General features: G+C 43.2%; 16 protein-coding genes. 14 read left to right on the forward strand and 2 right to left on the reverse strand.

Annotation, left to right across the window (positions count from 1 at the left end; all coding sequences use genetic code 11):
• The first annotated feature begins 21 nt into the window (after positions 1-21).
• The 9 genes from RCO84_RS09370 to RCO84_RS09410 all read left to right on the forward strand — a co-directional run bounded on the left by RCO84_RS09370 (position 22) and on the right by RCO84_RS09410 (position 8,790).
• Entirely contained in the window at positions 22-993 is a 972-nt protein-coding gene (locus tag RCO84_RS09370; protein ID WP_144151014.1) for a glycosyltransferase family 2 protein, read from the forward strand.
• Entirely contained in the window at positions 981-1,460 is a 480-nt protein-coding gene (locus RCO84_RS09375) for a DUF6452 family protein (RefSeq protein ID WP_317584866.1), read from the forward strand. Before RCO84_RS09370 ends, RCO84_RS09375 begins: the two co-directional genes overlap by 13 nt.
• Positions 1,411-2,106 (forward strand): DUF6048 family protein, encoded by a 696-nt coding sequence (locus tag RCO84_RS09380; RefSeq protein WP_317584867.1) that lies wholly within the window; start codon positions 1,411-1,413, stop codon positions 2,104-2,106. Before RCO84_RS09375 ends, RCO84_RS09380 begins: the two co-directional genes overlap by 50 nt.
• Positions 2,107-2,127: 21 nt before the next feature.
• Positions 2,128-3,147, forward strand: a complete 1,020-nt coding sequence (locus RCO84_RS09385) for an FAD:protein FMN transferase (RefSeq protein ID WP_144151016.1) — start codon at positions 2,128-2,130, stop codon at positions 3,145-3,147.
• A 6-nt stretch (positions 3,148-3,153) separates the two neighbouring features.
• The gene (locus RCO84_RS09390) at positions 3,154-3,828 is read left to right on the forward strand and encodes a Crp/Fnr family transcriptional regulator (protein WP_144151018.1); all 675 of its coding nucleotides are present in this window, start codon (positions 3,154-3,156) and stop codon (positions 3,826-3,828) included.
• Between the two features lie 95 nt (positions 3,829-3,923).
• Positions 3,924-6,011, forward strand: coding sequence for a M3 family metallopeptidase (locus RCO84_RS09395; protein ID WP_317572511.1), 2,088 nt, complete (start codon positions 3,924-3,926; stop codon positions 6,009-6,011).
• Positions 6,012-6,015: 4 nt separating this feature from the next.
• Positions 6,016-6,468 carry a deoxycytidylate deaminase gene (locus RCO84_RS09400; protein ID WP_144151022.1) on the forward strand — a complete coding sequence of 151 codons (453 nt, stop codon included), beginning with the start codon at positions 6,016-6,018 and terminating at the stop codon, positions 6,466-6,468.
• A 45-nt stretch (positions 6,469-6,513) separates the two neighbouring features.
• A complete protein-coding gene (locus RCO84_RS09405; protein ID WP_264907528.1) occupies positions 6,514-8,241 on the forward strand; it encodes a S41 family peptidase in 1,728 nt (575 codons plus the stop codon).
• A 3-nt stretch (positions 8,242-8,244) separates the two neighbouring features.
• Entirely contained in the window at positions 8,245-8,790 is a 546-nt protein-coding gene (locus tag RCO84_RS09410; protein WP_317572513.1) for a 5-formyltetrahydrofolate cyclo-ligase, read from the forward strand.
• Positions 8,791-8,810: 20 nt separating this feature from the next.
• On the opposite strand, the gene RCO84_RS09415 is transcribed toward RCO84_RS09410, so the two are convergent.
• On the reverse strand, positions 8,811-9,101 hold the full coding sequence (locus RCO84_RS09415; RefSeq protein WP_006846258.1) for a DUF721 domain-containing protein: 291 nt from the start codon (positions 9,099-9,101) through the stop codon (positions 8,811-8,813).
• Positions 9,102-9,105: 4 nt separating this feature from the next.
• Positions 9,106-10,203, reverse strand: coding sequence for a DNA replication/repair protein RecF (gene recF / locus RCO84_RS09420; RefSeq protein WP_117691976.1), 1,098 nt, complete (start codon positions 10,201-10,203; stop codon positions 9,106-9,108).
• 209 nt (positions 10,204-10,412) lie between these two features.
• Here recF and RCO84_RS09425 point away from each other — a divergent pair, with 209 nt between their 5' ends.
• The 5 genes from RCO84_RS09425 (at position 10,413) to RCO84_RS09445 (ending at position 14,625) form a co-directional block, all read left to right on the forward strand.
• Positions 10,413-11,108: a tetratricopeptide repeat protein gene (locus tag RCO84_RS09425; protein WP_317572514.1), complete on the forward strand. Its 696-nt coding sequence runs from the start codon at positions 10,413-10,415 to the stop codon at positions 11,106-11,108.
• 28 nt (positions 11,109-11,136) lie between these two features.
• Complete coding sequence (gene ribH, locus RCO84_RS09430) at positions 11,137-11,613, forward strand: 6,7-dimethyl-8-ribityllumazine synthase (RefSeq protein WP_006846254.1); 477 nt, start codon at positions 11,137-11,139, stop codon at positions 11,611-11,613.
• A 56-nt stretch (positions 11,614-11,669) separates the two neighbouring features.
• A complete protein-coding gene (locus RCO84_RS09435) occupies positions 11,670-12,050 on the forward strand; it encodes a hypothetical protein (RefSeq protein WP_317572515.1) in 381 nt (126 codons plus the stop codon).
• Between the two features lie 556 nt (positions 12,051-12,606).
• Positions 12,607-13,527, forward strand: coding sequence for an Rpn family recombination-promoting nuclease/putative transposase (locus RCO84_RS09440; RefSeq protein WP_317584870.1), 921 nt, complete (start codon positions 12,607-12,609; stop codon positions 13,525-13,527).
• A gap of 207 nt (positions 13,528-13,734) precedes the next feature.
• Complete coding sequence (locus tag RCO84_RS09445) at positions 13,735-14,625, forward strand: Rpn family recombination-promoting nuclease/putative transposase (RefSeq protein ID WP_317584871.1); 891 nt, start codon at positions 13,735-13,737, stop codon at positions 14,623-14,625.
• The last annotated feature ends 141 nt before the right edge of the window (positions 14,626-14,766 follow it).

A 14,766-nucleotide genomic window follows, 5' to 3' on the forward strand; every position in this document is an offset into this window, starting at 1 on the left:
CAAACAGATAAATACAAGATAATGGATATTTCAGTAATAATTCCTCTTTTCAATGAGGAAGAGTCGTTACAAGAGCTCTTCGCCTGGATAAAGCGAGTAATGGACTCAAACGATTTTACTTATGAAGTCATCTTTGTGAACGACGGTTCTACCGACCGTTCATGGAACGTCATAGAAGAACTTGCTGAGAAGAACGAGCAAGTAAAGGGTATCAAATTCCGCAGAAACTATGGAAAGAGCCCAGCACTCTTCTGTGGTTTCAAAGAAGCGCAGGGCGATGTTGTCATCACCATGGATGCCGATCTACAGGATTCTCCAGACGAGATTCCGGGACTCTACCAGATGATTATGAAAGAGGGATACGACCTCGTGTCAGGTTACAAGCAGAACCGTAAAGAAGGAGATCCTCTAAGCAAGACCATCCCTACCAAACTCTTCAATGCTACTGCACGCAAAGTAAGCGGCATTCACAATCTGCACGACTTCAACTGCGGTTTGAAAGCTTATCGCCTCGACGTAGTTAAGAATATCGAGGTATATGGTGAGATGCATCGTTATATCCCATATCTAGCCAAGAATGCAGGTTTTGCCAAGATAGGCGAAAAGCCTGTTCATCATCAGGCAAGAAAGTTCGGCAAATCAAAGTTTATGGGATGGAACCGCTTTGTAAATGGTTATCTTGACCTGATGACTCTCTGGTTCCTGAGCAATTTTGGCAAAAAGCCCATGCACGTATTCGGCTTCCTGGGTAGCGTCGTATTCTTCGTAGCCTTTCTATCGCTCATCGGCCTAGGTATAGACAAGGCCATCGACCTGCACAACGGCATCTACGGACATCTCATTACCGATTCACCTTACTTCTTCATTGCTCTTGTAGCGATGGTTTTGGGTAGTCAGCTGTTCCTTGCCGGATTCCTGGGCGACCTTATCAGCCGCCAGAACCCAAACCGTAACGATTATCAAATAGAAAAAGAAATAAGATGCGGAAAATAATACCTTTCGTCGTTTTCATGGTTCTAGCCATGATGGGATGTACATCTCTCGACTGCCCACTCAACAATACTGTATATACCAAATACAAGTTGATGGGCGACAATAAAACGCTAAAAGACACGCTAACGATTTCTACGAAAAAGATAGCAGGAACAGATAGTGTGCTGATCAATAAGGATGTAAACGTAGACAGTTTCAGTCTGCCTATGAGTTACAGCCTGAATGAAGACATATTGTTTTTCGAGATACATACCCTATCGAAGCAAGTATTCAAGGACACCGTGACTGTATCAAAGGAAAACCGCTCTCATTTTGAGTCGGTAGACTGCAGTCCATCGTTCTTCCATACGATAACCGATGTTAAGACTACTCACAATTACATTGACTCAATAGTCATCAATCAAAAAGAGGTAAATTATGATGCATCCAAAGCACATTTCTACATATATTTTGGCAGCCGCAACTAGTATGCTATCCCTATTTGCTGTTCTCCCCTGTCAGGCCCAAAGCAAGAAGAAGATCATAGAGCAGCAGCCTGACACCATACCTTTTTTTAGAGGTATGTCTGTGGGAGTTGACCTGATAGGTCCCGTACAGTTGATAGTTAGCGACTATGGGCAGTACGAAGCATCTCTCCGTATCAATCTGAAAGACAAGTATTATCCTGTTTTCGAATTGGGTTATGGAAAGGCAGATGCCAGCGATGAGGCAACCCAAATCACCTACAAGACCAGCGCTCCCTATTTCAGATTAGGTGTAGACTGGAATCTTCTGAAGAACAAACACGACGACTACCGGCTGTTTGGCGGTTTCCGTTATGCCTGCACCTATTATGAATATGACCTGAGCGCCCCACCCGTTACAGACCCAGTATGGGGCGGCGAAACGTCCTATGGAGGTAACGGCATTTCCTGCAACTATCATTGGCTGGAAGGTGTAATAGGTATTGATGCCAAAATCTGGGGTCCCGTCCGTATGGGCTGGAGTTTCAGATACAAACGCCGCCTCTTCAAGAACGATGGAGAATTAGGCAACACCTGGTATGTGCCAGGCTACGGTAAACAGGGAGGTTCACGCCTTGGCGGAACATTCAATGTAACCCTAGAGATTTAAAGACTTAATAATGTGTAAAGAATGAAAAAAAAGAAACTTATCTGGCAAATTCCATTTCTGTTGATACTTATCGTTGGTACCATCATTATCATACGTCAGCAGCATAATACGCCCTATCAGAAAGATACCGGCTTTATCTTTGGTACCATCTATCACATTACCTATCAGAGTGATACCAACTACCAGCAAGAGATAGAAACAGAACTCAAGAAAGTAGACCAATCCTTGTCTCCTTTCAATAAGACCTCTGTCATCACACAGGTAAACCAAGGTAAAGATATTGAGGTAGACGAAATGTTTACCGAAGTATTCCGCATGGCAGAAAGCATCTCAAAAGATACCAATGGAGCCTTTGACATCACGGTTGCCCCAATGGTAAACCTCTGGGGCTTTGGATTCAAGCAGGGGGTATCTCCTACGAAAGCCAAGATAGACAGTATCAAAACGCTGGTTGGTTATGAGAAAGTAGCCCTGGAAAAGGGACGCATCATCAAGCAAAACCCTAAGATCATGCTTGACTGTTCTGCTATCGCCAAAGGATATGGCAGCGACATTGTTGCCAGATTCCTGAAAAAGAAAGGTATCAGCAACTTTATGGTTGAGATTGGTGGAGAAATTGTAGTAAACGGTGTTAGCGAGAAACAAGTGCCTTGGCATATTGGTATCAACAAGCCAACTGACGATTCTACCAATACAAGTCAGGAAATTCAGGATGTACTTGATATTACCGACATAGCCATGGCTACGAGTGGTAACTACAGAAACTTCTATTATAAAAACGGCAAGAAGTATGCACATACCATAGATCCCAAAACAGGCTATCCTGTACAGCATAACATCTTATCTGCAACGGTTTTAGCCAAGAACTGTGCTACAGCAGATGCCTATGCAACCTCGTTTATGGTAATGGGAATGGAGGGCGCAAAACAGATTCTGAAAAAGCATCCGGACCTCTGTGCATATCTCATCTATGCTGACGAGAAAGGACAAAACAAGATATGGTATTCACCATCTCTCAAAAACAAGATATTAAATAAATAAACTTACATGTCAACCAATAGACTATACAACAGTTTATTATCACTCCCATTATTCCTGGGAATGACTCGCTATGACTTCCAAAATGTAGCTGGTAAAACCCGTTTTGACTTTCAAAAACTGGAAGCGGGTAAAACTATAGTTGAAGAAGGCACCAGTTGTACACGTCTATATTATTTAATCAGTGGAGATATTACGGTGATAACCCAGGCAGATGACTACGGCTATCAGGTAGAAGAAGACATTTCGGCACCGGAATCATTCCAGCTGGAACGACTTTTCGGTCTTACCCAGCGCTTCACCCACACTTATGTGGCAAAGAACAACTGCAGCATCATGTCAGTCAGCAAGCAAGAGATCATGAAGTTATCCGATGAATATGAAATATTCCGCATCAATCTTCTGAACTTGGTCTGCACCCAATCCCAGAAGAACAACCGCAGACTGTTCAGAGTTCCTGCCAAGACACTGAGTGAGCGTCTGATTCGTTTTTTCGAGAGCCACAGCGTCCGCCCGGCAGGCGAGAAAATCTTTCATATCAAGATGACCCGTTTAGCAGAAGAGATGAATGTAAAGCGCATCTATGTATCCAAAGCCCTCAACGAACTACAGTCAGAAGGACTTATCCAGCTAGAACGAGGCAGAATCCATATCCCTGCACTGGAAAATCTCATCAAACGCTAAAGAAAATATAACGACCGATAAATATAAGTTAAAAACGTTTATTATCAAGGCAATAAAGCATTTTTTTGCTAACTTTGCAGCTAAAAAGTAACAATATGCAAGACAATATAATACAAAATAGAACCAACCCATTCTTCGTGCCTTACAATACACCGCACGATACAGTACCATTCGAACGAATCCGTCTCGAAGATTATGAGCCAGCATTCATGGAGGGAATCCGCCGTGATGACGAGGCTACAGACAAGATTGTAAACGATCCGGCAGAACCAACCTTTGAGAATACCATTGCAAGAGTTGATCCCGATAAGGGCGAACACTATTACGACCTCTTGAGCCGTGTATCTAACGTTTTCTCTTGCATGATGAGTGCTGAAACCTGCGATGAGATGGAAGAGATTGCGCAGAAGATGAGTCCGATTCTCACAAAGCACGCAAATGACATCACGCTGAACAAGAAACTCTTTGAGCGCATCAAGTTTGTTCACGATCATCCAAACAGAGAACTGACACCAGAAGAGAAAATGCTCCTGGACACCAGCTATGACGGATTCGTACGCAGCGGTGCACTCTTAGATGAAGAAGGTAAAGAGAAACTTCGCAAACTTACAGAAGAAGCCAGTATGCTCACTCTGCAGTTCTCACAGAATCTCTTAAAAGAAAACAAGGCTTTTACACTCCATATCACAGACGAAGCTCAGCTCGACGGACTTCCTGAAACAGCAAAAGCTGCCGCTGCGCATACCGCCAAAGAGCAGGAAAAAGAAGGCTGGATCTTTACACTCGATTATCCAAGTTATTCTCCATTTATGACCTACTCTACCCAGCGTGAGCTCCGCAAACAGATGTATATGGCACGCAATACGGTATGTACCCATGATAACGAGCAGAACAACCTGGAAATCTGCAAACGACTGGTAAACCTGCGCAGAGAACTCGCTCAGTTGCTCGGTTTCGAAACCTATGCCGACTATGTTCTTCGCCACCGTATGGCAAGCAATACAGAACATGTATATAAACTTCTCAACGACCTGATAGAGGCTTATAAGCCAACGGCAGAAAAGGAAGTGGAAGAAGTGGAAGCCCTTGCCAAGAAATTGGAGGGTGAAGATTTCGAAATGGAGCCATGGGATTTCGGCTTCTATTCTCATAAACTCCAGATGGAGAAATATAATCTCGATGCAGAAATGCTTCGCCCTTATTTCCAGCTGGACAAAGTGATAGGCGGTGTGTTTGGCCTCGCCAACAAGCTGTATGGCATCACCTTTAAGGAGAACAAAGAGATACCGGTATACCATCCAGACGTCAAGGCATACGAGGTATTTGATAAAGACGGAAGCTATCTGGCTGTATTCTATGCCGACTTCTTCCCTCGCAAGGGTAAGCAAGGAGGTGCCTGGATGACAGAGTTCCAGGGACAGTGGATAGACCATAAGGGCAACAACATACGTCCTCACGTAAGTGTGGTAATGAACTTTACCAAGCCAACAGAGGAAAAACCTGCTCTCTTGACATTAGGAGAAGTAGAAACCTTCCTCCATGAGTTTGGTCACAGTCTTCACGGCATGTTTGCCAATACCCGCTTCGAGAGTCTTTCGGGAACCAACGTATGGTGGGACTTCGTTGAATTGCCATCACAGTTTATGGAGAATTATGCAATAGAGAAAGATTTTCTCCGTACATTTGCCTTCCACTATCAGACAGGTGAACCATTGCCAGATGAGCTCATAGAGCGCATCATGAAGAGTCGCAACTTCATGGCAGCCTACGGTTGCCTGCGCCAGGTAAGTTTCGGATTGCTTGACATGGCATACTACACCCAGAAGAAAGAATTTACTGCCGACATCATGCCTTATGAAAAGGAAGCCTGGAAAAAGGCGATGATATTGCCACAGTTGCAGGAAACCTGTATGACCGTACAGTTCTCCCACATCATGGCAGGAGGTTATGCCGCAGGATATTATAGCTACAAATGGGCAGAAGTATTGGATGCTGATGCTTTCAGTGTATTCAAGAAGAATGGAATCTTCGACCAGAAGACTGCTCAAAGTTTCCGTGACAACGTACTCTCTAAGGGTGGAACAGAGCATCCTATGGTTCTCTACAAACGGTTCCGTGGACAAGAGCCAACCATCGATGCACTGCTGGAACGTAACGAAATCAAGGTACAACATAAAGGATAAGAGGATGGCAAACGAACTTTCCAAACAAACCAAGCTCGACCTTCGCTATTTGCGAATGGCACGTATATGGGCTGAAAACAGCTATTGCAAACGCCGACAGGTAGGTGCACTGGTTGTAAAAGATAAAATGATTATCAGTGATGGCTACAATGGTACACCGAGCGGATTTGAAAATGTCTGTGAGGATAACAACGTAACCAAGCCATACGTTCTCCACGCGGAGGCTAATGCTATTACGAAATTGGCCCGCAGCAGCAATAACAGTGAGGGAAGTACGCTTTACGTCACCGCCTCTCCATGTATAGAATGTGCCAAACTGATCATACAGTCGGGCATCAAGCGTGTTGTATATGCAGAGAAATACCGTCTGGACGATGGTATCAAACTGATGCAACGAGCAGGAATCAAGGTAGAATGCCTCAATCCTGATGAAAAGACATCTTCTGTAGAAGATTAGAGATAAGATAGATAAAACGTTAGTAAAAAGAGAATTGTTATGAACATGAGTAAGAATAAGACCAACCGCTTTATGCCATTCATCATGGCATTCTGTGTTGTGATAGGTATCATCATCGGAACATTCTTTTCCAACCATTTCTCAGGAAATCGCCTCAACGTTATCAATAGTGGAAGCAACCGTCTGAACAACCTGCTCCATCTTATTGATGACCAATATGTAGATCCCGTGAACATCGACTCGCTGGTAGATAAGGCAATTCCACAGATTTTAGCAGAACTGGATCCACATTCCGTATATATCAGTGCTAAAGACGCAGCTCAGGCCACCGACGATCTGAAAGGCTCGTTCTCGGGTGTAGGCGTAGAGTTTGTCATCCGCCAAGATACAATACATATACAGAATGTGATACAGAATGGACCTGCCGAGAAAGCCGGACTTTTGGCAGGAGATAAGATTGTAGCCGTAGACGGCAAGCCTTTTGTAGGCAAGATTGTAACCAATCAGGAGGCAATGCATCGCCTGAAGGGTCCAAAGGATACCAAGGTGAAAATCGGAGTTATACGATATGGAAGCAAGAAGGTTCAGACCTTTACCGTAACCCGAGGTGAAATACCGACAAAGAGTGTTACAGCAGCTTACATGCTTAACGACAAAACTGGCTATATCCGTATCAAGAACTTTGGCGAGAACACATATCCGGAAATGCTGATTGCTCTGGCCAAACTCTCACAGCAGGGATTCACCAACCTCTGTATTGACCTTCGTGATAACTCAGGTGGTTACCTGACGGCTGCAGTAAACATGGCAAACGAATTCTTGCCAGACAAGAAGCTCATCGTTTACACACAGGGACGCAAATCGCCTAGACATAACTATATGAGTGACGGTAAGGGTGCCTACCAGAAGATTCCGATGGTAGTTCTCATCAATGAAGGTTCTGCATCATCTGCAGAAATCTTTGCGGGTGCCATGCAGGATAATGACCGTGCTACCATCATCGGACGACGCTCGTTTGGTAAGGGACTGGTTCAGCAACAGATAGAATTCCCTGACCACAGCCTCATCCGTCTGACCATTGCGCGCTACTATACTCCTTCAGGAAGATGCATCCAGAAGCCATATACCCTGGGCGATGACAAGGATTATGAGCAAGACTTGCTTGACAGATACCAGCACGGAGAGTTCTTCTCACAGGATAGCATCAAGCATACAGGACCAGCTTATCATACAGGTAACGGCCGTATTGTCTATGGCGGAGGTGGTATCACCCCAGACATCTTTGTTCCTGAAGATACGCTCGGCATGACATCCTATTTCAAGGAGGCTAGTCTGAGTGGTCTCATCTTGCAGTTTGCCTTCACTTATACAGACGATAACCGTCCGAAGCTGAACAACTTCAAGGAGATGATGGAACTTGCCGATTATCTTGACAGTCAGGACATGGTTGAAAAGTTTGCCAGCTATGCTGATAAACGTGGTTTGAAACGTAGAAATCTTTTAATCAAGAAATCACACAAACTATTAGACCGTGTCATCGACAGCCGTATCATCTACAATATGTTGGACGAGCAGGCATGGACCCAGTACATCAATCTTGATGATCCAGTCATCAAAAAGACGCTGGATGTATTTGAGAACCATGCAGCATTCCCAAAGAAACCAGAGCCAGCCAAAAAACGCGCTGCGAAGAAAGCAAAGATAGCTATGGCGAATACGCCCTACAACTATTCTTCCTTACACCATAATAATTGTATGATAGCAAATGCTTAAGGCATGGACAAGAAAGAATTAAGAAAAATCATAAAAGACAGAAAGCGACAGTATTCCTCAAGACAACTTGAGGAACTGTCGCTTTCTGTATTATCACGTTTAGATTCCAACCCGCATCTTCAGAATGCCCAAACCATACTGATGTACTATTCGCTTCCTGATGAAGTAGACACCCATCATTATATAGACCAACTTGTTTCCAGGGGAAAGCGGGTGATACTGCCCGTTGTGCTGGACGATACGAATATGGAACTGAGAGAATATTCCGGAGTTCAAGACCTGAAGGAAGGAGCCTATCATATACTTGAACCGAAAGGCAAGATTTATCCGGAAGAGAAATATCCTGAGATAGAACTTGCCGTAATCCCAGGTATGAGTTTCGATATGAAAGGCAACCGGTTAGGAAGAGGAAAAGGCTATTACGACAGATTTCTTGCCCAGATTCCACATGCATACAAAATAGGAATCTGTTTCGACTTCCAGAAAATCAAAGAGGAAGGACGCCTTCCTGTTACCCCTACAGATATAGGCATGGATGAAATCATATAGAGTATATAGAGCGCGGAATATTAATAAAAGCGTATATCGGCAATAACCTGAGCACCAACCTGTTCATTCAAACGACGAACAAGGGTAGCACGGCTCATCGTGAGGTCAGCCCTCAATGCAGCATTCTCTATCTTTACATAGAGAGTCTGGTTCTTGATAAACTTCTCACCACAATATGCAGCAATATTTTCCCCTACAACAGAATCCCAACTCATTATCAGGCGTTTCTGCTGTAAAGGAGTCTCCAAGCCTTCCTTTCTCAGAAATTCAGGCAAGAGTTCTGCTATTGACTTAACTTTTCTTTTAAACATATTCTTACTTTATTATTTCCCCATTCTCTACATAGAATATCGTATGATCTCCCTGCATGTTCTGGAGAATCTTATCCAAATGATCACGGTTCGTATCCGTAATAAAAATCTGTCCGAAATGGTCACCGGCAACCAGTTTCACAATAGCCTCAACCCGCTGTGCATCCAACTTATCGAAAATATCATCTAAGAGGAGCAAAGGAAGCGTATTGGAACTCGTGCGCTGCAGGAAAGTAAATTGAGCCAGTTTCAGGGCTATCACGAAAGTTTTGTTCTGTCCCTGACTCCCCTCTCTCTTCATCGGATAATCACCCAGCAAAAACTCCAGATCATCACGGTGAACGCCATGCAGAGAATACCCTACAGCACGATCCTTAAACCGGTCGCGCTGGATAACATCCAGCAAAGGACCTCTCTGGCAATGAGAAACATAGTGAAGACGGACCTGCTCCTTATCACCCGAAATCTGCTGATAAATCTGCTGAAACAGCGGAACCAGTTCGTCAACGAAAGCCTGCCGTTTCCGGTACAGCAATTCACCATTACTCGCCATCTGCTGTTCCCAAAGTTCCAGCAGCGTAATATCAGGCTCCTCCTCCATTTTCAGCAAAGCATTTCTCTGTTGCAAAGCCTTATTATAGTTGGATAAAGCCTCTATATAAGAGTAATCATACTGAGAGATGACCACATCCATCAGTTTTCTGCGCTCTTCGCTTCCCCCTTCTATCAGAGAAACATCAGATGGAGAAACCAGAATCAGAGGGATAAGCCCAATATGTTGCGAAAGACGCTTATACTCCTTCTTGTTTCTCTTGAAATGCTTCTTGGTACCCCGTTTCATGCCACAGTAAACATTCTCTATCTCCCCCTTATCATTATCATAATTTCCCTCCAGCATAAAGAAAGGCTCATCATGAGTAATAATCTGGGAATCGATAGAATTATAGGCACTCCTACAGAAAGAGAGATAGTAGATGGCATCAAGGAAATTAGTCTTTCCCATGCCATTATGTCCTATCAGACAATTGATTTTGGGCGACAACTCCAGATTGGCGCTCTTTATATTTTTAAAGTTAATAATGGAAATATTCTTTAAAATCATAGTCTCTTTTCTGCTTTTATAGTGCAAAGTTAGCAGAAAAAGAGGAAAAAACAAAAAAAATAGGCTAGAAATTTCAATAATTGAATAAAATTGAGTAAATTTGCAGAAGTTTAGCGGCATTCCACAATTTGAAAGCTAACTTTCTATTGAACAGATTGCCCCTAAACCAGAAACTAAAAAGTATAGAATAATAAAAAAGCAAAATAAAAATGGCAAACAACAACGTACAGGCTCAGGAAACAGAGAGCCTAAACATTCGTGAGGCCTTCTTCTTGAAGTACAAGAAGGCAATTATCATTGCAGTAGTAGCTATCATTGTTATCATTGCAGGTGTATTCGGTTATGTATCTCAGATCTCAGGTCCTCGTGAGGACAAGGCTAGCACTATGCTTGCTAAGGGTCAGACCTACTTTGCTAACCAGATGTATGAGCAGGCATTGAAGGGTGATGGCGCTGGCTATGTAGGTTTTACTAAGATTGCTGACGAATACAGCAGCACAGATGCAGGTAACCTGGCAAACCTCTATGCTGGTCTTTGCTATGCAAACCTCGGCAAATGGGCAGAAGCTCAGAAGAGTCTGGAATCTTTCTCTTCAGAAGACGACCAGATGATCAGTCCTGCTGCTGAATCTGCCTTAGGTGATGCTTATGCGCATCTCAACCAGCTCGACAAGGCTGTAGATGCTTTCAAGAAGGCTGCTTCTATGGCTGACAGCAAGGCCGATGATGGTACAAACAACAGTCTTTCTCCTACATTCATTATCAAGGCAGGCGAGATTCTCGAAAGCCAGGGTAAGAAAGACGAAGCTTTGAAGCTTTATCAGGATGCCAAGAAGAAGTATGTTAACGCTATGCTCGTACAGGGTGGCGAAATCGACAAGTACATCGAGCGCGCTTCTAACTAATCTGTACTGATAACAATTCGAAATCAATATGGCAACAGCACTTCATAATTTATCTGAATACGACTTTACTAAAATACCAGACGCCAGCAACATGTGCTTCGGTATCGTTGTAGCAGAATGGAATCCTGAGATAACGGGCGCTTTGCTCGACGGAGCAGTAAAAACACTCGAAAAACATGGAGCTCTCACAGAGAACATCCATGTGAAAACTGTTCCAGGCAGCTTTGAGCTTATCTATGGAGCCCATCAAATGGTTTTGAATGGCGGCTATGATGCAGTCATCATTTTAGGTAGTGTGATACGTGGTGAAACTCCCCATTTCGATTACATCTGCGAGGGTGTTACCTACGGAATTGCCCGTCTGAATGCTACTCAGGAAATTCCTGTTATCTATGGTCTCTTGACTACCAACGATCTGCAGCAAGCTAAGGATCGTAGCGGCGGCAAGTTGGGTAACAAGGGTGATGAGTGTGCTATAGATGCTATCAAGATGGCTAAGTTCTAGTCTTCACAACGAGAGTTGATAAACTGAATGTTATATATATAATAAGGTATAAGCATATGAAACTCTACCAGCTATTGCAGTCGTTTGAATTTGAAGAGATTTTTCCAACAGTCAATGTGATGTTTCCAAATGCACAGTTGCATCGCGATATTTTTGAAAAAGCATTCGATATGCTTTGCAATATCCAATCTATCACATCCAAAAAGGTTATAAAGTTTGAACTGATGGAAGATCCCAACTCAAATGATATGTTTGTTGGAGCAAATGATAGCTGTTTCCAGTCCACATGGGATGTATGCCTGGGAAAGGAAGTCAAAAAAGGCAAAGGCGCTGATCTCAATGATGTAGAACTGGCAGCCAACTGCTTACTCAATGTTCTTTTCATCGGACGTCATCCTCAAGGATTTGACAAGGACTACAAAAAGTTATTGAAATAAGCTATCAATACATAATAATCAAACTCCTGAAGTTGCTTGAAACAAACTTCAGGAGTTTTTTTATGTTTCTTCAGTCAGATGCATTGATAAATAAAAGTATCTGTAGTAAATACTGATAAGTATCTTAAAGAACTAAGAAACGCTTGTTTACCATCCTTTAACTCATAGATGATATCATCAGAGATAACATATCTATTGGCTCTAAGAATCAGATAAATCAGATTGTCGGCATACGCCAGCAGGGTTGCTGGCATGTGGCAGCAACGATGTCGGCAGCTGCCAGCAAGGTTGCCGGCATATGCCAGCAATCGTACAATTCTAGATATTGGAACTATTAAAACGTAGAGATATGACTATTTAACCTATAATCCAATATGAATAAAAGTAATTATCAACAAAGACTAATTATACGCCATCTGTTCATCGAGGCATATAGACCATTCAACATTCCACATTCAACATTCAACAATCTCTAACTTTTTCCGAAACTTTCCCTAAAATCTCTTGCGGGTTTGAAAATAAAGTCGTAACTTTGCGGCATGGATATTTAAAACAGATGATTATGAAGCAGGTAGAAGAAAGATATATCAGCTTGCTGACCGACTTCGGTTTCAAGCGAATTTTCGGAACAGCGATGAACAAGGATTTGCTCATTTGCTTCCTCAACAGCTTGTTTAATGGCAAACAGGTTGTGAAGGACGTGTCGTATCTGAATCCAGAGCACGTAGGAGATGTCTATACCGACTGCAGAGCCATCTTTGATGTATATTGCGAAGGCGAAAACGGCGAGAAGTTCATTGTAGAAATGCAGAATGCTTATCAGGCGTATTTCAAGGATCGCGCCCTCTTCTACTCCACCTTCCCTATCCGAGAACAGGCGCCCAAGGGGAATGAGTGGGATTTCAAGCTCAATCATATCTATACCGTTGCCCTGCTCAACTTCAGCATGAACGAGGACGCCTTCGACAAGGAGAAAATCCGCCATCATGTGCAGTTGTGCGACACAGCTACCCACAAAGTGTTTTACGACAAACTAGAATATATCTATGTAGAGATTTCCAAGTTCAACAAAACCCTGGAAGAATTGGATACGCTCTACGAGAAGTGGCTCTATGCTCTGAAGAACCTCTATAAACTTACCCAGCGTCCTAAAGAACTGTGCGATAAAGTCTTCGACCGCCTCTTCGAGGAAGCCGAGATAGCCAAGTTTACTCCGCAGGAAATGAGGGAGTACGAGACCAGCAAGATGGCATATCGCGACATCAAGAATTCCGTAGACACTGCCAAGCGTGAAGGTATAGCTGAAGGTATGGAAAAGGGCATGAAGGAAGGTATGGAAAAAGGTAGAGCAGAAGGCAAACATGAGGCCAACACAGAAACAGCACAACGATTGCTGGCAATGGGACTTTCTGCCGAACAGGTTGCCAAAGCTACCCAGCTGTCTTTGGAAATCATTAAGAATCTGAGCAATTCATAAAAAACAGAAAGCGGAGATGTAGATTACGAATATCACCATATAATCAAGGGTCTATACGCCACCTTTTCATCGTGGCATATAGACCATTCAACACTCCACATTCTACATTCAACAATCTCTAACTTTTTCCTAAACTTTCCCTAAAATCTCTTGTGGGTTTGAAAATAAAGTCGTAACTTTGCAGTAGTGAATTTTAAAACAGAGATTATGAAGCAGGTAGAAGAAAGATACATCAGCTTGCTGACCGACTTCGGTTTCAAGCGAATTTTTGGAACAGCAATGAACAAGGATTTGCTCATTTGCTTCCTCAACAGCTTGTTTAATGGCAAACAGGTTGTGAAGGACGTATCGTATCTGAACCCGGAGCACGTGGGAGATGGCTATACCGACCGCAAAGACATCTTCGATGTGTATTGTGAAGGGGAAAACGGCGAGAAGTTCATCGTAGAAATGCAGAATGCTTATCAGGCGTATTTCAAGGATCGCGCCCTCTTCTACTCCACCTTCCCTATCCGAGAACAGGCGCCCAAGGGGAATGACTGGGATTTCAAGATCAATCATGTCTATACCATTGCCCTGCTCAATTTCAACATGTATGAGGATGCCTTCGACAAGGAGAAAACCCGCCATCATGTACAGTTGTGCAATACCGCTACCCACAAGATTTCCTACGACAAGCAGGAGTTTATCTATGTAGTACTAGCTAAATTCAATAAGACACTAGGAGAATTGGAAACGCTCTACGAGAAGTGGCTTTATGCGCTGAAGAACCTCTATAAACTTACCCAACACCCAAAGGAGTTGTGCGACAAGGTTTTCGACCGTCTCTTTGAGGAAGCCGAGATTGCCAACTTCACACCTCAGGAAATGAGGGAGTATGAAGCAAGTAAGATGGCATATCGGGATATCAAGAACTGCATTGATACGGCGAAGCAAGAAGGTCTTGCGGAGGGTATAGAACTAGGGAGGAAAATATGTATGGAATTAGGAATGAACCAGAAAGCCCTGGATATTGTCAGGAACATGCTTGCTGATGGCGTTGACATCAATCTGATTATAAAGTATTCCGGACTTACCCAGGAACAGATAGAAAAATAAAATATTATCTCAGAAATAACAGATAAAGAAATTCCCCCATCCGGCTTGAGAAAGCCGGATGGGGAAATTTCTTTATCATATCTATGATATCAACTTTCGAGAGTGTAAACTAAACTGTGTCAAGCTACAATAAAAGTAGTT

It is taken from the genome of Segatella copri (assembly GCF_949820605.1).
In the GTDB taxonomy this organism is placed as follows: Bacteria; Bacteroidota; Bacteroidia; order Bacteroidales; family Bacteroidaceae; genus Prevotella.